Raw genomic sequence first — 18,924 nt, forward strand, 5'->3', positions numbered from 1 at the left:
GGTGATTCGAATATCGAAACAAATGGAAGGGGAGCTTATCTTGTCAGCTGAAACAAATAATAAAATCTTAACGCGTGATGAAGTTGCGGAACATTTAACATGGAGATTAGAAGACATTTTTGCTTCTAATGATGTATGGGAAAAAGAATTTCAAGATGTTTCTGCACTAGCTAAAAAAGCGTCCTCTTTTCAAGGGACAATAGGAAATGGTCCAAATGCCTTATTAGACGTATTGATTTATCGTGATGAACTTACAAGTCGCTTGCGAAAGCTGTATACTTACGCGCATATGCGCTCCGATCAGGATACAGCAAATAGCACATATCAGGCAATGGAGAGCCGTATAAAATCATTATATGTAAAAGTTTCAACAGAGTTATCATTTTTAGTACCGGAAATTTTATCATTAGATGAATCTACTCTATCATCTTATCTAGATGAAAATAAAGAACTTCAAGTATATCGTCAACTTTTAGAAGAAATCAATAAAGAACGTCCACACGTGCTTCCAAAAGAACAAGAAGCATTGTTAGCACAATTTTCCGAAGTAGCAGGAGCTTCATCTGATACGTTTGGGAAGTTAAACAATGCAGATTTAGAGTTTCCGAACATCACAGATGCTGATGGAAATGAAGTGCAATTAACACATGGCCGTTTTTCACGCTTCTTAGAAAGCGAAGATAGACGCGTGCGAGAAGACGCATTTAAAGCTATGTATGACACATATGGCAAGTTTCGCAATACATTTGCCTCTACTTTAAGTGGAAATGTTAAAGGGGATAATGTGAACGCTAAAATTAGAAATTATACCTCTGCACGTGAAGCAGCAATGTCTGGAAATCATATTCCAGAAAGTGTATATGATAATTTAGTAGGGACCATTAATAAAAACGTTCATTTACTTCATAAATATGTTAGCTTGCGTAAAAAAGTATTAGGCGTAGACGAGCTGCATATGTATGATTTATATACACCACTTGTGAAAGAACTTGATATGGAATATACGTATGACCAGGCGTGTGAGGCGATGCTAAATAGCTTTGAACCACTTGGTGAAGAATATGTATCCATTGTGAAGCAAGGACTAGAAAATCGCTGGGTAGACGTTGTAGAAACGAAAGGAAAGCGCTCGGGAGCCTATTCTTCAGGATCGTATGGTACAAACCCATATATTTTGATGAACTGGCAAAATAACGTGAATAACCTATTTACGCTAGCTCATGAATTTGGACATAGTATCCATAGTTACTACACGCGTGCAAATCAACCTTATGTGTACGGAGATTATTCCATTTTCGTAGCTGAAGTAGCTTCTACTTGTAACGAAGCTTTATTGAACGATTACTTATTGAAAACAATTGATGATCCAAAGAAACGTATTTACCTATTAAATCATTGGCTAGAAGGATTCCGTGGCACTGTTTTCCGTCAAACCATGTTTGCTGAGTTCGAGCATGTAATTCATCAGTTAGATCAAGATGGAGAAGCCTTAACAGCGGATAAATTAACAGAAGTATACTATGAATTAAATAAAAAATACTTTGGTGATGACATTGTTATTGATGAACAAATAGGATTGGAATGGTCAAGAATTCCTCATTTCTACTATAATTACTATGTATATCAATATGCCACAGGTCTAAGTGCTGCAACTGCTCTAAGCAATCAGATTTTAACAGAAGGTAAACCTGCCGTAGATCGTTACATTAATGAATTCTTAAAAGCGGGCTGCTCTGATTATCCGATTGAAGTCTTGAAAAAAGCAGGAGTAGACATGAATACAGCAGCTCCAATTGAAGAGGCATGTCGTGTATTTGAAGAAAAATTAAATGAACTAGAACAATTATTATTAGCTGAATAGATAAAGATGAGATCAAGCTGACGAAAAGTCAGCTTGATTTTTTGAAGGGAAAAGAAGTATGACTTTTCTCCATGCTAGACTCTTAGTAGTGGAGTAACTTTCTCTTTGTCCAAAGCGAATCGATTACGATCAAGAGAAAAGCGAGCTTGTGCTTTTTTTAGGTTGTCTTTGTTATTTGATAAGGTTAGACGTCTAATGTATGGCGAATTTGTGAAAGGTAGCTCTAATACATTGTATTTCTAAATGGGGCGTGCTAAAGTAAGAGTGTGAAATAAATCACAAGAAAACATACACCCCTTTGTTTGAACGTGAACATTTCTCCCATCCCCTTTGTAAAATGAAAACCCCTTTCCTAACTGAGGAAAGGGGTTTTCTATGTTTTATTTTTGTAAGAGGCTCTGTTAAATTAGGCTGTTATTTTTTGAAGCATATATTTTATGACGAAACATGATCGATACGGAGCTTTTTGATTAAATATAACATCTAGGTTGTTTTATGGTGATGGGAGTGGAAGGCGGCGACTCCAGCGGGAAAAGCGTGTCCAGGTGAGACCCCGCAGGAGCTTGCGACGAGGAGGCACACGGACCGCCCGCGGAAAGCGTCCGCCTGCAACGGAATCACAGGGAAAGACAATTTAATTTATACAAACGAGTTAATTTCATAAATAGTACTTTTTCATTAAAATACGAACATTTATGACTTCGTTGATTGAAGCGACAGGCGGCGACTCCAGCGGGATGAGTGAGACAGATAAGCCATCACAAACGACGCGTGAGCTGTGGTGATGGCTTATCGCTCACCCCGCGGAAAGCGTCCGCCTATAGCGGAAATCAACTATACTTTATTCCGTGTAAGACAAAGAAATCTGGCACTTCCTGTTCAAACTTGAACAAGAAGTGCCAGATTTTTGTTTAAAAAGAATTTTCTGTTTTAAAAGCATAAGTTTTTTAGTGGCCACCAAATTATTGGTGGGCCATTCAATTCATATATTTATTTGTTTATTTATTTATTTTTTAATCGCCAAACGACTGAATTAGGAAGAACAACTCGGTCTACTTTTTGAAGTAACAAGAGTTTTTTTAACTCTCTTTCCGCTTGTTGTTGGGTGATATTATAGTAGTCTGCAATTTCATTTGTCGTTAAGGAATGAAAACGATCAAAAAGCTTATCAAGAGCTGGCGTTTCTTGTTTCTTAGGGACATCATATAACATTTCTTGTAATATTTGAACGTAAATATTATATGAATATATGCCAGATACTTTGATGCCTTCATCTTCTATGTTTTCATTAAAGAATACTATACTTGGAAACGAATCTACTTCCATTTCACAAGTAATGGATAAATCACTTTGAAAGGAACGGGCACACTCTTTTGATTGTATATCCTGTGTAAATTCATCTACATCTATCTTGACTTCACTTGCAAGTTCTTGAAGGACTGAAAAAGAAGTTACATTTTTAGTTTGTAAAAATAGATGTTCCTGTATTTTATTAAAAAAACGAAGAGCCGCTTTTTTTCCTTGAAATTCTGCTGCTTTCACTGCGATAGAAGGTAAAACAGAGTGTTCTATATGCTGTAATTCGCAATTAGTATTAGAACTATTTTCATTTGGCATTTGGCAAGCAGTATTTAAATTATTCAATTGTGTACCTAGTACTGTTCGAATAGCTAGATACTGGCCGTATTCCACTTGCAACTTCCGAATTATCGGTTGCAAATCCCAACAAGCTGAACAAAGCGGATCAAGAAAAACATACATTTCAATAGGCTTGTTTATAATAGGAGATGCGATCGTTTCAGCCGGAATTTGTATTATTGTCACATTTTTTCCTCCTCATGACTCATTTGATTGACCATGTGGTTGGCAGTAAGTACAAGTCTTCTATATAAATCTTGGCGAAGCTTTCCGTCGAGTCCGACAGTATCCATTGCATCACTCATGCAGGATAGCCAAGCTTCAGCTCTTTCGGGTGTAATAGAAAAAGGATTATGACGCATTTTTAACATTGGATGTCCATGCTCTTCTGTATATAAATTAGGTCCGCCAAGGTATTGCGTTAAAAATTGTTTTTGTTTTCTAGCGGTTTCTGTTAAATCGTCTGGAAAGATTGGCTTCAGCTTTGGATGTTTTGCAACGTTATTGTAAAACGTATCGACAAGCTGTGATAATTTCTCTGCTCCGATCTCGTCGAAAGGAAGTATTGGTTTCTGTGTCATTATTCTTTACCCCTTTGCTTTAGCACTACAATCATTCTATCAATCCAAGCCAAATATCTCAAACAATTAGACTGTTATAGAGTTCGTATACAAAAAAACGACCTATTAATTGGCCGTTTCTGACTACGTTTGGTAGTTGTTTAATACTTTTCTCACGTAGTCTTGTGTTTCTTTATAAGGTGGAATCCCATCATATTTCTTCACTGCACCAGGGCCAGCATTGTATGCAGCGAGGGCAGTTTCCATATTTCCATCAAACTGATTAAGCATTTGGCGCAAGTATTTTGCTCCACCCATAATATTTTGTTCGGGGTCAAAAATATTTTTCACTCCCAAATACTTAGCTGTTCCTGGCATTAACTGCATTAAACCGGATGCTCCTGCAGTACTAGTTGCAGAAGGATCAAAATTTGACTCTTGCTTAATAACAGATGATATAAGCTTTTCTGGGACATTATATGCTTCGGAAGCACGTTTAATGATCTCATCATAATTAGATGAAGGCATGGAAGTAGTTGGTGCATATGTCGAAAAGGAGCTAACCAAACTTTCAGGCTGATAGGACAAATTGGATGGTAAGTATACAGGTGAATCGCCGTTATAAAATAAGGATGACATATTCTCTAAATTTGAATTATTTCCTGTAGTTTGATACATCTGTCCTAGCAATTCAGAAAACAAAGGAGTAGAAGAATTACTTTGAATACTTTGGACACTCCCAAAAGATTGCATTGCATTTATTTCTATTAAAGTTTTTAGAGATTGAATATCGATAAGCCATCAACCTTTCAACGAATTGATATATGTTACGAGACGAGCAATTTTTTTGTCCGTATATCGAATGGGAATACTGTGTTTCTTCATTAAATGAAGAAAGAATTTTTGACCATTTTCGACATCTTTACTCTCATATTCTACCTCAAAGTCTTCCGTTTGACTATAAAGAGAGTGATCTAAAAAAAGGATTCCGTTATCCATCTCTATTTTTGCTCGGTTTGTTTGCATACTCCCGATACAAATTAAGGGACCTTTATCCACCAATGGCTCAAGAAAGGGTACCGTAGGAAAATGAAGATGATGTATAATGGCCTCTCTCTCTGCATTCGACAATAATTTTGTTTTTTCTTCCATTACATGGTCATGTACAGGAATCTTTAATGTTAATTCGTTTCGATTAGGTAACACCCGCAAACGAAAACCCATTTTCTTTTCTTTAAAATATTGATCTGCCGTATCATAATAATAATTTGTTTGTTTATGAAAATCGGATGGCTTTAATTCAAAATATGTGATGAATCGTTCAAATTCTGCTTTTGTTAGTAAATTTTTAAATTCGATTTCTTGTTCAGAATGCACATTTTCACTACCTTTCGTATTATTTCTATTATAGACGGTTTGCAATGAGTTTCAATATGTTAAAATAATGGGTAGAATGCACAGAAAGGAACGATTTATTTTGCCTATTACGTATTATGTGCACAGTGGAGTGCAATTAGAAAATGATATAAGATTTACAATAGAAGAAACATCAATCCGACCAAATATAAAAGCAGGAGGACAGATGATTACGGACTCCGATTCATTATCATTTGTCTACTTATTAGAGGATGAAACTGGGTATCACTATGTTAAATTTGGACAAGATGTTTGGCCATTGCTAGTAAACACTTTAAAAGCTTCCCAAGATCCTACATTACAATATGGGAATGTTGAACTAACTCTACATATGTTTAAAGAAGAACTTGAAATGCTTATTTTTAACATTGAAGGCAATAATAACTACGGTAATGATTTTTCAAAAGCAGTAGAAGAAGCTTTCAAGGAAATACTAAAAGCATAGAAAAAGTTCAAGTGAAGTGGAGGTAGAGCTTATGGGGCAATGGGAACGTTTTTTAGAGCCGTACAAGCAAGCAGTTTCCGAATTAAAAGTTAAGTTAAAGGGGATGCGTACACAATTTGAAATTGAGAATACGAATTCCCCAATTGAATTTGTAACGGGTCGAGTTAAACCGTTAGCTAGTATCTATGACAAGTCACTTGAAAAAGGTATTGTATTTGAACCTTCTGATACATTGGCAAAAGAAATTCCTGATATAGCTGGTTTGCGGATGATGTGCCAATTCGTAGATGATATTGAAACCGTAGTAGACATATTGCGTAGTAGAAAAGATATAAAGGTCATTGAAGAGCGAGATTATATTTCTCACAAAAAACAAAGTGGATATCGATCATTTCATATGATAATTGAGTATCCCGTTCAAACAATACATGGCGAAATAAATATATTAGCTGAAATACAAATACGTACTCTTGCCATGAACTTTTGGGCTTCCATAGAACATTCATTAAATTATAAGTATAAGGGTATTTTTCCAGAAGAAATTAAGAAACGACTACAATATGCAGCAGAAGCTGCTTTTCGATTGGATGAAGAGATGTCGTTGATTCGAGGAGAAATACAAGAAGCGCAGAAATACTTTAGTGAAAATAAAGAGCTACCTCGCATTAACGGGCAATAAAACTTCCACAGCAAGCATTCCATAAAATCTGGGTTCGTAAGTAGAAGGTATAAAGTAAGTAAAAGCCCGAGTGTTTCAACAAACAATCAGTGGGAAGATTCCTCACTGATTGTAGTTTCACATTATGTACTGTAAGAACTATGAAAATCAAACGGAAAAGAGGTCACGTGAAAGATGAAATTTTTTATTCAGTCTCGAAATGATGATCTATCCAACCATTTAATGGAAAGTGCAAAGACGTATTTAGTTGATTTTGGGCTTATATTAGATGAAGAAAATCCAGATATCGTGTTATCTATAGGCGGAGATGGGACGCTGTTGCATGCTTTTCATAAGTATAAGCATTTAACAAGTTCTGTTGCTTTTGTCGGTATTCACACGGGTCATTTAGGGTTTTATGCAGACTGGAAACCAGCTGAAATTGAAAAATTAGTTATAAGTATTGCAAAAAAGGAGTTTGAAGTAATCGAATATCCTCTTTTGGAAGTAACGATTAATTATCGTCACGGAGAAGATAGCTCTGTTTACCTTGCAGTGAATGAATCTACCGTAAAATCACCTGACGTTACCTTAGTAATGGATGTGGAGTTAAATGGGAATCATTTTGAGCGATTCAGAGGCGATGGGTTATGTATGTCTACTCCTTCTGGAAGTACAGCATACAACAAAGCACTTGGAGGTTCTATCGTGCATCCATCATTAGAAACAATGCAACTTGCTGAAATAGCATCTATAAATAATCGTGTTTTCCGAACAGTAGGTTCTTCTCTAGTATTACCAAAGCACCATACGTGTCTATTGAAACCTGTTAAGGGACCTGATTTTATGGTAACAGTTGATCATTTACAATTATTGCATAAGGATGTGCAATCCATTAAATACCGAGTAGCAGATGAAAAAATTCGTTTTGCGAGGTTTAGACCTTTCCCGTTTTGGCAAAGAGTACATGATTCTTTTATAGATAGTGACCTTGAAAAATGAAAAGCCACGCTTTAAAACTTACTTTTGAAATGAAGGAATCGTCTATTTTATTAAGAGATGCAATTAGACAATACGGTATTTCCAAAAAAGCATTAACCAGTATTAAATATGAAGGCGGCCTGATTCTTGTCAACGGGGAAGAAAAAACGGTTCGCCATACATTACAAATAGGGGATATCGTTACAATTATTTTTCCGGATGAGAAGAAAAGTGAAGGCTTAGTTGCACAAAAAGGTGTATTTCCGATTCTTTTTGAAGATGACCATCTATTAATGCTGACAAAAGAAGCTGGATTAAGTACAATCCCATCGCGAGAGCATCCAAATGGTACAATTGCCAATCTAATAGCGGGCTACTTAGAGGAAAATGGACTAACATCTACGGTCCATATTGTTACTAGATTAGATAAAGATACTTCAGGCATTATTTGTGTGGCGAAGCATCGTCATGCGCATCATCTATTAAGTGAAATGCAAAAATCTAATGACATCTCTAGAACATATGAAGCCATTGTTCATGGGCATGTAGAAAAAGATAAATTTATAATCGATGCTCCTATTGGTCGCAAAAATAGTAGTATCATTGAGCGTATGATTTCTCCTGAGGGTAAATTTGCTAAAACGTCTGTTGAAGTATTAAATAGGTTTACTATAAGTGGAGAAGAGCTAACGCATGTGAAGCTAAATTTGCATACTGGACGAACGCATCAAATACGTGTACATATGATGTCCATTGGGCACCCTTTAATTGGAGACGATTTATACGGGGGCAGCTTAACTTTGATAGAACGGCAAGCACTTCATGCAAAAGAATTGACATTGATTCATCCATTTACAAATGAGCCCCTTAAATTGGAATCCCCTTTTCCTAGAGACATGAGCGAGATTATACAATTTATTCCCACTAGTAGAACCTGAAATTCAGGAGGAATTAGTGGGATTTTTCATTCAACTAAATAGGTATAGTTTTTTAATAATTTCCCGGGGAATAATGAATGTGGTAAGATTGCTGTTGCTTATTGATTATTAACAACATACAATAAATAATGAAAATCGCCGAGAGGAGGGATAAGTGTGAAAGAAGAAATGAATGAATTATTAATAGAGGAAACTAATCTAATAAATTATTTAAGTAATGGATTAATGCATGAATTTAGAGAGAGTTTTATGCAACTTCACCCGTATGACCAATCGCTATTTTTTGAAAAGGTGGACCAAGAAATACGACAGAAAATCTTTCACTACCTATCTCCTAAAGAAATGGCGGAGTTGTTTGAGGCCACAAAATTTGATGAAGAGCGCTACGAGTTTTACTTAAAAGAAATGGACACAGTATACGCAGCAGATATGCTTTCCTATATGTATGCAGATAATGCAGTAGACGTGCTTAACGAGTTAGGAAAAGATCAAGTAGCTAGTTATTTAAGCATAATGGATAAAGAATCTGCCCAAGAGATTAAAGACTTGTTACATTATGAGGAATATACTGCAGGATCCATTATGACAACGGAATATGTTGCTATTCCTGAAAATTCCACTTGTCGATCTGCTATGACCATTTTAAGAAGTGAAGCACCCAATGCAGAAACAATTTATTATTTATTTGTTGTGAATGAGTCTCATCGCTTAACGGGAGTTATTTCTCTTCGAAACCTTATCATCGCGGAGGAAGATACACTAATTAAAGAAATTATGAACGAACGTGTAGTTAGTGTGTTAGTGAGTGAAGATCAAGAAGAAGTAGCACGAACCATTAAAGATTATAATTTCTTAGCAGTTCCAGTTGTAGATTTTGAGCAGCATCTACTTGGTATTGTTACGGTGGATGATATTATTGATGTTTTAGATGAAGAAGCATCTGACGACTATTCCAAGCTAGCGGCTGTTTCAGATATGGATACTTTTGATAAAAGTCCTTTACAAGCAGCAAAGAAAAGACTTCCTTGGCTTGTTATCTTATTATTTTTAGGCATGATGACGGCGAATTTAATGAGTATTTTTGAGCAAACTCTAGATAAAGTCGCGTTACTTGCAGTTTTTATTCCTTTAATCGCTGGTATGGCCGGTAATAGTGGGACGCAGGCATTAGCGGTTGCAGTTCGGGGTATCGCAACTGGTGATATTGAAGAAGAAAGTAAAATGAAATTATTATTTAGAGAAGCAGGAACGGGGCTTATTACTGGTTTAATTTGCGGATTGTTAGTGATAGGAGTCGTTTTCTTTTGGAAGCATGACTTATTAATTGGTATTTTAGTGGGCACGGCTATTTTTGCATCTATTTTTATTGCGACACTAGGAGGATCTTTTATACCTTTACTAATTCATCGGATGAAAATCGACCCTGCTGTTGCATCGGGTCCTTTTATCACAACAATCAATGATGTCGTAAGTATTTTAATATATCTCGGTCTTGCAACATTATTTATATCATCCTTATAAGTATTAGGCAATTTTCACATTTTTAAATATAGGTGCATAAAGTAAAGGAAAAAGGATGTGTCTGTGAATTCTTTTAATGACCCTTTACTCTTTATAACAGGTCCTCCTGTATTTCATCTACCCCCTGGGGAGCGGATAGAAGTGACTTTTGAAGTGCCTTTAGAAGAGCCCTTAGAAGTGCCTTTAGAAGTACTAGATGAAAGTACATCGATATACGAAATGCGAAAATATATGTCAGCTAAAACAATTGCTCTAGTAGAAAAAATGAAATTTCTAGCAAAACCATTTCAACGTAAAGCATATCGACCACTCGTATTCCATTTGGAAGATGGTGTACTTCTGCAAGGGGAAGTAGAAAAAGTAGATGACGAGCATGTGACATTTTTTCTTGGTGCAGGAGAGCTAATCACTTACCGAGTGGATCAAGTGAAAAAAATCGTTTGGCGTGGAAGTATTATGAAATGATTATTGGCTACCCTTAGCGTGGGTAGCTTTTTATTTTGAAAATTAGTATCGAAAAAACCGTTCGGTAATGACCCGAACGGAATAGACACTACAGTATTAAAACGATCAGTCACATACATCTAAAAATACATCTGCTACACATTCAATTGCACAGAAACAATCCAAGTCAACTGTGATACAACTTCCTGTTAATCTGAAATCTCGTACTTTACAAAGTTTTCTTAGATCAATTTTTGTACCATCATCATTCAATAGATCTACTTCTCTTCTATCTTTGTCAATTGGTTCTAATACGCGTAAAGTTGCACAACATCTATCAAAGATATCTTCAACTCTGAAAAAGACAGAAATACAATTGTTATCACAGATATCACTATCCCTGAAAAATGCTTTAAATGGTGTACCATCTTCCGTTAATAACATAAAAACTCGTGTGTCCGCTTGGTTACGACGAGCAGGACTAAGGCCTCCAAGTGGTTCTAAAAAGCAACTAGTAGGACAACCTGGACAATCATCTGTGGCTTGATCTTGAATGTCTTTAATCGCACGAACCACATCGCAAACGCAGCGGTCATTTCTTTTGCCATCTCTTACATCTTCAACTCTTCCACAACCCATTAAATTTCACCTCCTTCTTACCTCTTTCTAATTTATGTAGCTTCTCTTTTTAGATAAGGGCAAATACCTCAGTACACCTTGTATATTTCATTTTTCAGCGTACATACTATTTTAAAAGGAGCAAGTATTCCATGAAAAAAGTAATGTACGTAGTTCTACTTTTTCTATTTATCACAGCGTGTTCAAATACAGAAGAAAAGGAAAATATCTATTCAGAAAGTGATTCTACACAACTTGAACAAGTACTAAAAAAACAAGAATCGATAAATGGATTTAAAAGTGTCATGGATAAAAATGATTTACTTGTTGCATTAGATATAAAAAGAATGAAACGATTTCAAATGGAAAAAATTACAACTAAAATAACGAAAGAATTAGAAGAGAAATTTCCAAACAAAGAGGTGATGGTCACAGGAGATCTAAAAATTAAATGGGAGATTGAAAAAGTAATCGACCAACAATTAAAAGAAGATAAACTGGTAGAAGCGATTGAAAAAATAAAATCATTATCGAAGGAAGAGACATAATGGATCAAAAGCAATTCGAAAAAATTGTTGATGAACAGAACCCAAAGACACCATTACTTGTAAATATGTTAAAAGCATTTTTAGTTGGAGGAATTATTTGTACAATAGGGCAACTTATCACTTTTTTCTATATGCGTTTTTTTTCCTTTACAGAAAAAACAGCTGCTGGTCCAACGGTTGCAACTATGGTGTTTATCGCTATGATTTTAACAGGGACAGGGTTATATAAAAAAATTTCTCAGTTTGGTGGGGCGGGTTCTGCAGTACCTGTAACCGGTTTTGGAAATGCAGTTATTTCTGCTTCCATGGAACATAGGACAGAAGGCTATGTATTAGGTGTTGGTGGAAATATGTTCAAATTAGCTGGCTCTGTTATTGTATTTGGCGTACTTTCTGCCTTTATTGTAGCCCTAATTAAAACTATTCTAGTTAAAATGGGAGTGATCTCATGGTGAATACAACTGGAACGCTTCAATTTATGGGCAAACCAAGTATAGTAAGCACAGGTGTAATTGTAGGACCAATGGAAAAACAAAGTCCTTTTGCAGATTCGTTTGATGAAATTCTTCCATTAGAAAATGAACCTAATGAAACATATGAACAAGCCAATACTCGTTATATTGAAAAAGCTTGTTCGGTAGCTGTAAAGAAAGGTCACGAAAAGCTAGAGAACGTCGATGTATTTATAGGTGGAGATCTGATTAATCAGCTGTCCCCAACCAATTTTGCTGCTAGGCAGCTATCTATTCCATTGTTAGGGGTTTTTTCTGCTTGTGCGAGTTCTGTGGAATCAATTATTTTGGGATGTCTACTATTAGAATCAGGCAATGCAAAATCTATTTTAGCAGGAGCTTCAAGCCATCATCCAGCAGTGGAACGACAATTTAGATATCCACTTGAATACGGTGCACAAAAACCAAAAACTGCTCAATGGACGGTTACGGCGGCAGGTTTTGCATTATTACAGAAACAAGCAAAGAATGCACCTATTATATCGCATGCAACCATTGGTAGAGTGGTGGATGGCAAACAAAAGAATCCTCTACATATGGGAGCAGCCATGGCACCTGCTGCAAGAGATACGATTGAAAGACATTTAACTAATACTAATAGTAAAATGGCTGATTATGACATCATTATGACAGGCGATTTAGGGAAAATTGGGTTGTCGATATTAAAGGAAATGTTTCAAGATGAGGATAGTGGTGTTATTTTACAAGATGCAGGTGCTCAATTTTATGGAGAAGACAGTTTTTTCAATGCAGGAGCTAGTGGAGCAGGCTGTTCAGCAGCAGTATTTTTTAGTCATATTTATGGTCAACTAAAAAAAGGTGTATTTAGTCGAGTATTATTGGTAGCTACAGGAGCATTATTGTCCCCTTTAACCTTTCAACAAGGGGAAACAATCCCGTGTATCGCACATGCCATAGAATGCCGAATGGAAAAGAGGGGTTAAGATGATTTCATCAATAATTACTGCATTTATTGTCGGTGGTCTCATATGTGTCATCGGACAACTATTAATGGACGGCTTTAAACTTACTCCGGCACATACCTTAAGCACACTAGTTGTATGTGGTGCCATTTTAGATGGTTTTGGTTTATATGAGCCTTTAATTGATTTTGCTGGGGCAGGAGCAACTATTCCAATCACATCTTTTGGAAATTCACTAACTCATGGTGCAATGGCTGAAGCGGAAAAACATGGGTTTATAGGTGTATTAACCGGAATGTTTGAAGTAACAAGCTCTGGAATTAGTTCAGCTATATTATTTGGTATCATTGGTGCATTTATTTTTCAAAAGAAGAAAACAACGTACTAGTTGAATCGCCCTCATTCCCTCGAACCCCCTGCATATTATACTTTGAAGAGGAAAGGAGGGAAAGATATGTACGGCTACTGTGGTGGTGGAGTAAATCCAGGGTATGGTTACGATAATAATTGTTGTGGCAAACAAAGCACAACATTTGTACTAATCGTAGTTTTATTCATTCTATTAATTATTGTCGGAGCAAGCTTTCTCCCTTAATTCAAAAATATTAGATGAGGGGGAAAAATTAAGTGTCAAATTCATTTTTTAGAGCGATTGAAAATAAAACTGGTGTATCAATGGAAGATCTTTTTACGCTTGCCAATGCCATCTCATATGCAGATTTTACGGATGAAAGTCAGGTTCGTAAAATAGTACGTAAAGTTGGCAAGCTAGCAAATAAACCTGTTAACAAAGAATTAGAGGATCAACTTACGAATTCTATTTTACAAAAAGGAAATTCACTAAGTTTATCTGACATAGAAAAAATGCTATAATTCATTTATTTATTAGAAATTTCTGGTAAATAAAAAGGCTAGGTTTACTGAATAGTTTAAATGGGTATAGCGTATATATATATTTAAATGGAGGTTGAAAAAATGGGCTATATTATTCCAGTTCAACCATTACAAGCGCAGATTTATGCGAACCGGATGCTAATGGATGAATATAATTTTGCTTATATAAGTAATGTTTCTCGTATGAAAATGAAATCCTTATTTCAGGATCATTTAGAGGAACAAGTAGAAAAGCAATTATCGGAACAACTAGAACCATCTAAACAACTGCCATTATATAAAAGCTTTATCCAACCGAAACCACTAAAATTATCACCAATTATTGTGGATATATATGGAAAAGGTAACATTGTTAACGTTTATATTTAACAATCGTATAAAACAAGCAAAAACCGCTAACCGAAATATTTCAGTTAGCGGTTTTTCTTATGATAAGCTCTTCTCCATTGCACGGTGTGGTATACCAGCCTCTAAAAACTCTGGTGATGTCATAATATAATTTCTTTTTTCATAAAAGGGTAAAGCATGGCTTTGCGCATTTAATTTAAGCTTATGGAAGACTTTTGAAATTGCGTAATCTTCCATAGATTGCATTATTAAGTTCCCTAGATTTTTCCCTCGATAGTTCTCAAGTATGCATACTCGCTCTATTTTCCCAATAGAAGGTTCTATCTTGCGAATACGACCTGCTCCAAAGGGAGTTTCTCCATCATAAGCAATAAAATGTACAGCTTCTGAATCGAACTCGTCTAGTTCTAAATGAGCTGGTACATCTTGCTCTTCCACAAATACTTTTCTTCTAATAAATATTGCATCATTATATTCTTTTTCTGTTTCTACTATTTTTGCGAAAACCAATGATTATTCAGCTCCAGACAGTCTAAATGTTTCGTATACAGTCCACGAACCATCTTCTAATTGGTAAAGTAAGTGAAGACGATCAATTTCTTCCTCAAATTCTGCGCCAATCATTTTTAATTGCGGATAAATATCGTCATGCTCACTTGCATTCATTTTTTGTGCAATTGTAATATGAGGTACAAAGGCATAATTTTCCAAATCACTTAATCGGATAGAATTTAAATCATCATGCAATGATAACAACTCATCGGTAGGTTCAACTTTAAAGTAAATAGCATTTGTAACAGGTGCAAATGAACTCACTTTAGCAGTTTTCAATGTAAAGGGTTTATGTTCCTTTACGATCTCTGCAACTTTTTGAGCAATTGTTTTGATTTCATTTTCATCTGCTTCAAAAACACCTTTAATCGTCATATGAGGTGTAATTAACGCATAATGAGGGTCGTAACGCTTTCTGTACGAATTAGCAAAGTCCTGTACCTTTTTTGATGGGAAAGCAACAATACCGTATTTCATTTTTAATACCCTCCTCGTAATTTTTATTCAGCTCACATAATAATTATAACAATAAAATCGTTATAAACTGAAATTGTTTAATATTGATCTTTTTATATCTGGTTGCCAAAGCTTCCAAGTATGGTCTCCATTTAATTCTTCATAGAACGTCGAATATCCTTTACTTATTAGTAATTTATGCAATTTTCTATTTGGGGTGATGAAATCGGTTAATAATCCATCCCCAGTTTTTACTGCAGTTTCTTCATTGCCTATGACATGATAGAGAGAAAAAGCATGGACTTCTTTATTGCTTTCAATTTTTTCTAATACATAGTCATTTACAAGGGGGGAATGCATAATTACTTTTCCAAATGTATTAGGATAGTTAAGTGCTGTAAGTAAAGATACGGTTGCGGCCAGGGAATCCCCTATTAGTGCCCTCCCCATTCCAATTTGATAGGTTGGGTAGTGCTCGTCAATATATGGTACAAGTTCTTGTGCTAAAAAGCGGATATATGCAGTATGCTTTTCACCATCCGGGTGGTATTTTGCTCTACGGTCTTTTACATTTTTGTACGGGACACCAACAATTATTAAATTTTCAATTTCATCATTTTCATATAATTCGTCTGCTATGCGAGAAATTCTACCAAGTTGAAAATAGTCTTTCCCATCAGAAGCTATCAGAACAGAATATTTGTATAATGGTGAATAATTTGGTGGTAAATAAATAAGCAATTGCATTTCTTCTTGAAGTGCTTCGCTATAAAGCGATATATCTTCCAGTGTTCCTCTGTTCATAAGTTCCTCCTCTAGATGTCATGTTATACAGAAATTGTATCATATACTGCGTTAGAGGTATAATAAGAGAAGCATTAGGGTGTTCCTTTCTTCATTTTTTAAGGCTGTGTTTAATTACGCTAATGTTTTTTAGAAGCATATATTTCGTCCATAATAACATATTCATTTAACAGAGCCTTTTAAAAGAGATAGCCAAACGATAAAGGGGATTACAAAGATGGATAAACAAACTTCAAGAGTACATTCACGAACAGTTGAACAAGCAACACACGATGCTTTAAAACGAAGAGGGGTAACAATCGATGAGATTGCTACAATTGTATATGAAATGCAATTTCCATACAATAAAGGACTAACAATTGAGCATTGTGTCGAATCCATAAAAAGTGTGTTAAAAAAGAGAGAAATGCAACATGCAATTTTAGTGGGCATTGAACTGGATGAGCTTGCCGAGAAAAAAATGTTATCAGCGCCACTTCAACAAATAGTCGAAGCTGATGAAGGCTTATTTGGAGTAGATGAAACAATTGCATTAGGTGCTGTATATACTTATGGGAGCATAGCAGTTACAACTTTTGGTCATTTAGACAAAAATAAAACTGGCTTAATTTCGAAACTGGATACAAAAATAGGTGGAGGTATTCATACATTTTTAGATGATCTTGTTGCAAGTATTGCAGCATGTGCTGCCTCTCGTTTAGCACACCGCACAAGAGATCTAGAAGAAGCCAATGAAACATTTTCGGACATTTCACCTAAAGAAACCGCACCAGAATCCAACATTGAAGGTACAAGAACGTAAAATAGTAAATAAAATCAAACTACCATGAATCCAGTTTTCATGGTAGTTTGATGCATAAAAACCTCTAATGGATTACATGCGGGACTAAATGCTCCTTTTTAAAGCCGCAAATTTTATTAAGGGACTTTGCGCTTTACTTACGGAATAAGAAGACAAATACTTTTCTACTCAATAACTGTCAAGACTAAGTAAAAATGGGCATACATTTATACACTTTATTTTTCTTCTTTTTCAGAGTGCGGACAACTGCTACAACATTAAAGTTTTTCTAGATTCGTGGACGTGACTCAGTTACGTTCACGAATTTTTTTATAATCAGATGGCTGAGGAGCCACTCCTCGCTATTCACCGTTTGCCTGTCGGGCTAGACATATGCGCTTGTACTTTTCTTATTCCCCTGATTTTTTATATCCAGCATTTTGAGCTTCTTGTTCGGAACAGAACCATTCTTCGGGATTAGTTTGTTCATAATACTTTCCACCTCGAATATGGTAAATTTTCTTTCCTTGTCGATTAATATTTCCCTTAATCTCACATTTGCCAGGAGACTCAGTTACCAGTTCATTGGAATCTTCCATAATAGAGGCATTAAAACCACGTGAAGTAACGTAATTATTTGTTTCCCATACACCGATTTGAGCATCCTTTGCAAATTCAGAAGCATTTTCAAACATGTCTAAGTATCTTGTATTAGGAGGAAATACGTAGGCTACACGGGCTAACCCTTCTTCCAAAAGCGTTTCTTGAACGCTAACACCATCTACGTAAATATATGCAAGCATGCGGTCATAGTCATCGAATCGATTTCCTACATCAAATTCAATCGTCACATCGCCGCTGTTTAAAAGCTCTTTATTACGAACTTTTGCCTCTTCTCCATACGGTTGTTTACCAAGTGTTTGATGGTTTGTTTCGGGCGTATCAACAAGTAAGTATCGAATTTTTTCAATGTTTCCATTATACTTTACTTTAATTGTATCTCCATCAATTACTTCCACTAGTTCTACAGGAATCTGGTCAGTTGTGCCACTCGTTTTTGCGACGCCGTTTGATGGAATTTCCGAGCATCCAAAAAGCAGGGAAATAACTATTAATATGAACCCTTTTTTCATTTTAATCACCATTCATAGTGTAGCATACTGTAGAAAAGGAGAGATCATATTGACGCAGACAATTGAGTTACCTTTCGCTTATAGATTTGATGACGCAATTGCAAGACTTGCTTTAGACCCTCTAAATGCAGTAGATATAAACAATCAATTAGTAAAAATACCATTAGATTATTCGATTATTACTTTACAAAGTATTGGATCATTTCATGAGCCTAAATTTGAAATAACTGGAATTGAATCGGATGAACAGCTTCATCGTATTTCTTCCATATTCCACTTTGATCGCAGTTTAGAATCAGTTAATGCTCATTTTGCTAAAACAAATTTGCATGAATTATTTTCTAAATTTGAAGGTACACCTATTATTACCGATTATTCTTTATACGCAAATCTGATTAAGAGCATTATTCATCAACAACTAAATCTCTCTTTTGCAAGAACTCTAACTACCCGTTTTGTGAAAAGTTTTGGAACGCAAGTGGATGATGTATGGCTTTACCCAACAGTTGATAAGATAGCAAACCTTGATGTGGATACACTTAGGAACATGCAATTTAGTGCAAGAAAAGCAGAGTATATAATTGGTATCTCTCAAGTAATAGCACAAGGAGAGTTACAGTTAGAATCCCTTTCGAATGAAACAGACGAAAACATCTTTAAAGTACTCACTAAATATCGTGGAATCGGTCCTTGGACTGCAGAAAGCTTCTTACTTTTTGGACTAGGGCGAGAAAATCTATTTCCAGTGGGAGATATAGGTCTTCAAAACTCATTGAAACAACTTTGGAAAATGGAGAATAAGCCATTAAAAGAAGAAATCAATTCTCATTTTAAAGCTTGGTCTCCATACCTTAGTTATGCCGCCTTATATCTATGGAGAAATATCGAATAAA

General features: G+C 35.6%; 25 protein-coding genes. 16 read left to right on the forward strand and 9 right to left on the reverse strand.

Annotation, left to right across the window (positions count from 1 at the left end; all coding sequences use genetic code 11):
• Positions 1-40 precede the first annotated feature (40 nt).
• Positions 41-1,861, forward strand: a complete 1,821-nt coding sequence (gene pepF / locus MHH81_RS04705) for an oligoendopeptidase F (RefSeq protein WP_340918491.1) — start codon at positions 41-43, stop codon at positions 1,859-1,861.
• A 1,002-nt stretch (positions 1,862-2,863) separates the two neighbouring features.
• Here pepF and MHH81_RS04710 read toward each other — a convergent pair.
• The 4 genes from MHH81_RS04710 to MHH81_RS04725 form a co-directional block, all read right to left on the reverse strand.
• Positions 2,864-3,685 carry a ClpXP adapter SpxH family protein gene (locus MHH81_RS04710; protein ID WP_340918493.1) on the reverse strand — a complete coding sequence of 274 codons (822 nt, stop codon included), beginning with the start codon at positions 3,683-3,685 and terminating at the stop codon, positions 2,864-2,866.
• A complete protein-coding gene (locus MHH81_RS04715; RefSeq protein ID WP_340918495.1) occupies positions 3,682-4,080 on the reverse strand; it encodes a globin domain-containing protein in 399 nt (132 codons plus the stop codon). Before MHH81_RS04715 ends, MHH81_RS04710 begins: the two co-directional genes overlap by 4 nt.
• Before the next feature lie 123 nt (positions 4,081-4,203).
• The gene (locus tag MHH81_RS04720; RefSeq protein WP_340918497.1) at positions 4,204-4,812 is read right to left on the reverse strand and encodes a lytic transglycosylase domain-containing protein; all 609 of its coding nucleotides are present in this window, start codon (positions 4,810-4,812) and stop codon (positions 4,204-4,206) included.
• Positions 4,813-4,860: 48 nt separating this feature from the next.
• Positions 4,861-5,436, reverse strand: a complete 576-nt coding sequence (locus MHH81_RS04725; protein WP_340918499.1) for a CYTH domain-containing protein — start codon at positions 5,434-5,436, stop codon at positions 4,861-4,863.
• Positions 5,437-5,536: 100 nt separating this feature from the next.
• Here MHH81_RS04725 and MHH81_RS04730 point away from each other — a divergent pair, with 100 nt between their 5' ends.
• From MHH81_RS04730 to MHH81_RS04755, 6 genes are all read left to right on the forward strand, one after another.
• Entirely contained in the window at positions 5,537-5,920 is a 384-nt protein-coding gene (locus MHH81_RS04730; RefSeq protein WP_340918501.1) for a UPF0738 family protein, read from the forward strand.
• A gap of 31 nt (positions 5,921-5,951) precedes the next feature.
• Positions 5,952-6,599 carry a GTP pyrophosphokinase gene (locus tag MHH81_RS04735; RefSeq protein WP_340918504.1) on the forward strand — a complete coding sequence of 216 codons (648 nt, stop codon included), beginning with the start codon at positions 5,952-5,954 and terminating at the stop codon, positions 6,597-6,599.
• Between the two features lie 174 nt (positions 6,600-6,773).
• Positions 6,774-7,580 (forward strand): NAD kinase, encoded by an 807-nt coding sequence (locus MHH81_RS04740; RefSeq protein ID WP_340918506.1) that lies wholly within the window; start codon positions 6,774-6,776, stop codon positions 7,578-7,580.
• Positions 7,577-8,497: an RluA family pseudouridine synthase gene (locus MHH81_RS04745; protein ID WP_340918510.1), complete on the forward strand. Its 921-nt coding sequence runs from the start codon at positions 7,577-7,579 to the stop codon at positions 8,495-8,497. The genes MHH81_RS04740 and MHH81_RS04745 overlap by 4 nt, the downstream gene beginning before the upstream one ends.
• 168 nt (positions 8,498-8,665) lie before the next feature.
• A complete protein-coding gene (gene mgtE / locus MHH81_RS04750) occupies positions 8,666-10,018 on the forward strand; it encodes a magnesium transporter (protein WP_340925118.1) in 1,353 nt (450 codons plus the stop codon).
• Positions 10,019-10,159: 141 nt separating this feature from the next.
• Positions 10,160-10,483, forward strand: coding sequence for a hypothetical protein (locus MHH81_RS04755; RefSeq protein ID WP_340918512.1), 324 nt, complete (start codon positions 10,160-10,162; stop codon positions 10,481-10,483).
• A gap of 105 nt (positions 10,484-10,588) precedes the next feature.
• On the opposite strand, the gene MHH81_RS04760 is transcribed toward MHH81_RS04755, so the two are convergent.
• Positions 10,589-11,101 carry a CotY/CotZ family spore coat protein gene (locus tag MHH81_RS04760; protein ID WP_340918515.1) on the reverse strand — a complete coding sequence of 171 codons (513 nt, stop codon included), beginning with the start codon at positions 11,099-11,101 and terminating at the stop codon, positions 10,589-10,591.
• 131 nt (positions 11,102-11,232) lie between these two features.
• Between MHH81_RS04760 and MHH81_RS04765 the strand changes: the two genes are divergently transcribed.
• From MHH81_RS04765 to MHH81_RS04795, 7 genes are all read left to right on the forward strand, one after another.
• On the forward strand, positions 11,233-11,628 hold the full coding sequence (locus MHH81_RS04765) for a hypothetical protein (protein WP_340918517.1): 396 nt from the start codon (positions 11,233-11,235) through the stop codon (positions 11,626-11,628).
• On the forward strand, positions 11,628-12,083 hold the full coding sequence (spoVAC, locus tag MHH81_RS04770; protein ID WP_340918519.1) for a stage V sporulation protein AC: 456 nt from the start codon (positions 11,628-11,630) through the stop codon (positions 12,081-12,083). Before MHH81_RS04765 ends, spoVAC begins: the two co-directional genes overlap by 1 nt.
• The gene (locus MHH81_RS04775) at positions 12,077-13,084 is read left to right on the forward strand and encodes a stage V sporulation protein AD (protein WP_340918521.1); all 1,008 of its coding nucleotides are present in this window, start codon (positions 12,077-12,079) and stop codon (positions 13,082-13,084) included. The genes spoVAC and MHH81_RS04775 overlap by 7 nt, the downstream gene beginning before the upstream one ends.
• A gap of 1 nt (position 13,085) precedes the next feature.
• Complete coding sequence (gene spoVAE / locus MHH81_RS04780; RefSeq protein WP_340918523.1) at positions 13,086-13,451, forward strand: stage V sporulation protein AE; 366 nt, start codon at positions 13,086-13,088, stop codon at positions 13,449-13,451.
• A 66-nt stretch (positions 13,452-13,517) separates the two neighbouring features.
• Positions 13,518-13,658: a YjcZ family sporulation protein gene (locus MHH81_RS04785; RefSeq protein WP_340918525.1), complete on the forward strand. Its 141-nt coding sequence runs from the start codon at positions 13,518-13,520 to the stop codon at positions 13,656-13,658.
• Positions 13,659-13,690: 32 nt separating this feature from the next.
• Positions 13,691-13,936, forward strand: coding sequence for a stage VI sporulation protein F (locus MHH81_RS04790; protein WP_340918529.1), 246 nt, complete (start codon positions 13,691-13,693; stop codon positions 13,934-13,936).
• A 102-nt stretch (positions 13,937-14,038) separates the two neighbouring features.
• Positions 14,039-14,326 (forward strand): hypothetical protein, encoded by a 288-nt coding sequence (locus tag MHH81_RS04795; RefSeq protein WP_340918532.1) that lies wholly within the window; start codon positions 14,039-14,041, stop codon positions 14,324-14,326.
• A gap of 57 nt (positions 14,327-14,383) precedes the next feature.
• Here MHH81_RS04795 and MHH81_RS04800 read toward each other — a convergent pair whose 3' ends face one another.
• Genes MHH81_RS04800 through MHH81_RS04810 form a run of 3 tightly spaced genes read right to left on the reverse strand, consistent with a single transcriptional unit; the run spans position 14,384 to position 16,117 of the window.
• Positions 14,384-14,815 (reverse strand): GNAT family N-acetyltransferase, encoded by a 432-nt coding sequence (locus MHH81_RS04800; RefSeq protein ID WP_340918534.1) that lies wholly within the window; start codon positions 14,813-14,815, stop codon positions 14,384-14,386.
• A 3-nt stretch (positions 14,816-14,818) separates the two neighbouring features.
• On the reverse strand, positions 14,819-15,334 hold the full coding sequence (locus MHH81_RS04805; protein WP_340918536.1) for a YjcG family protein: 516 nt from the start codon (positions 15,332-15,334) through the stop codon (positions 14,819-14,821).
• Positions 15,335-15,394: 60 nt separating this feature from the next.
• Positions 15,395-16,117: an alpha/beta hydrolase gene (locus MHH81_RS04810; protein WP_340918538.1), complete on the reverse strand. Its 723-nt coding sequence runs from the start codon at positions 16,115-16,117 to the stop codon at positions 15,395-15,397.
• Between the two features lie 217 nt (positions 16,118-16,334).
• On the opposite strand from MHH81_RS04810, the gene MHH81_RS04815 reads away from it, so the two are divergent.
• A complete protein-coding gene (locus MHH81_RS04815) occupies positions 16,335-16,919 on the forward strand; it encodes a phosphatidylglycerophosphatase A family protein (RefSeq protein WP_340918540.1) in 585 nt (194 codons plus the stop codon).
• Positions 16,920-17,308: 389 nt separating this feature from the next.
• Here the strand turns inward: MHH81_RS04815 and MHH81_RS04820 are convergent, their stop codons facing one another.
• Positions 17,309-18,031, reverse strand: a complete 723-nt coding sequence (locus MHH81_RS04820) for a thermonuclease family protein (RefSeq protein WP_340918542.1) — start codon at positions 18,029-18,031, stop codon at positions 17,309-17,311.
• A gap of 46 nt (positions 18,032-18,077) precedes the next feature.
• Between MHH81_RS04820 and MHH81_RS04825 the strand changes: the two genes are divergently transcribed.
• Positions 18,078-18,923: a DNA-3-methyladenine glycosylase family protein gene (locus MHH81_RS04825; protein ID WP_445678125.1), complete on the forward strand. Its 846-nt coding sequence runs from the start codon at positions 18,078-18,080 to the stop codon at positions 18,921-18,923.
• Position 18,924 lies beyond the last annotated feature (1 nt).

The organism is Psychrobacillus sp. FSL H8-0484, from assembly GCF_038005325.1.
GTDB lineage: Bacteria > Bacillota > Bacilli > Bacillales_A > Planococcaceae > Psychrobacillus.

Bases quoted from the DNA above. Each gene is read 5' to 3' on its own strand.
- MHH81_RS04715 (WP_340918495.1), bottom strand. From the start codon at position 4,080: ATGACACAGAAACCAATACTTCCTTTCGACGAGATCGGAGCAGAGAAA.
- MHH81_RS04720 (WP_340918497.1), bottom strand. From the start codon at position 4,812: ATGCAATCTTTTGGGAGTGTCCAAAGTATTCAAAGTAATTCTTCTACT.
- MHH81_RS04735 (WP_340918504.1), top strand. From the start codon at position 5,952: ATGGGGCAATGGGAACGTTTTTTAGAGCCGTACAAGCAAGCAGTTTCC.
- MHH81_RS04740 (WP_340918506.1), top strand. From the start codon at position 6,774: ATGAAATTTTTTATTCAGTCTCGAAATGATGATCTATCCAACCATTTA.
- MHH81_RS04745 (WP_340918510.1), top strand. From the start codon at position 7,577: ATGAAAAGCCACGCTTTAAAACTTACTTTTGAAATGAAGGAATCGTCT.
- mgtE (WP_340925118.1), top strand. From the start codon at position 8,666: ATGAATGAATTATTAATAGAGGAAACTAATCTAATAAATTATTTAAGT.
- MHH81_RS04760 (WP_340918515.1), bottom strand. From the start codon at position 11,101: ATGGGTTGTGGAAGAGTTGAAGATGTAAGAGATGGCAAAAGAAATGAC.
- MHH81_RS04765 (WP_340918517.1), top strand. From the start codon at position 11,233: ATGAAAAAAGTAATGTACGTAGTTCTACTTTTTCTATTTATCACAGCG.
- spoVAC (WP_340918519.1), top strand. From the start codon at position 11,628: ATGGATCAAAAGCAATTCGAAAAAATTGTTGATGAACAGAACCCAAAG.
- MHH81_RS04775 (WP_340918521.1), top strand. From the start codon at position 12,077: ATGGTGAATACAACTGGAACGCTTCAATTTATGGGCAAACCAAGTATA.
- spoVAE (WP_340918523.1), top strand. From the start codon at position 13,086: ATGATTTCATCAATAATTACTGCATTTATTGTCGGTGGTCTCATATGT.
- MHH81_RS04785 (WP_340918525.1), top strand. From the start codon at position 13,518: ATGTACGGCTACTGTGGTGGTGGAGTAAATCCAGGGTATGGTTACGAT.
- MHH81_RS04795 (WP_340918532.1), top strand. From the start codon at position 14,039: ATGGGCTATATTATTCCAGTTCAACCATTACAAGCGCAGATTTATGCG.
- MHH81_RS04805 (WP_340918536.1), bottom strand. From the start codon at position 15,334: ATGAAATACGGTATTGTTGCTTTCCCATCAAAAAAGGTACAGGACTTT.
- MHH81_RS04810 (WP_340918538.1), bottom strand. From the start codon at position 16,117: ATGAACAGAGGAACACTGGAAGATATATCGCTTTATAGCGAAGCACTT.
- MHH81_RS04815 (WP_340918540.1), top strand. From the start codon at position 16,335: ATGGATAAACAAACTTCAAGAGTACATTCACGAACAGTTGAACAAGCA.
- MHH81_RS04820 (WP_340918542.1), bottom strand. From the start codon at position 18,031: ATGAAAAAAGGGTTCATATTAATAGTTATTTCCCTGCTTTTTGGATGC.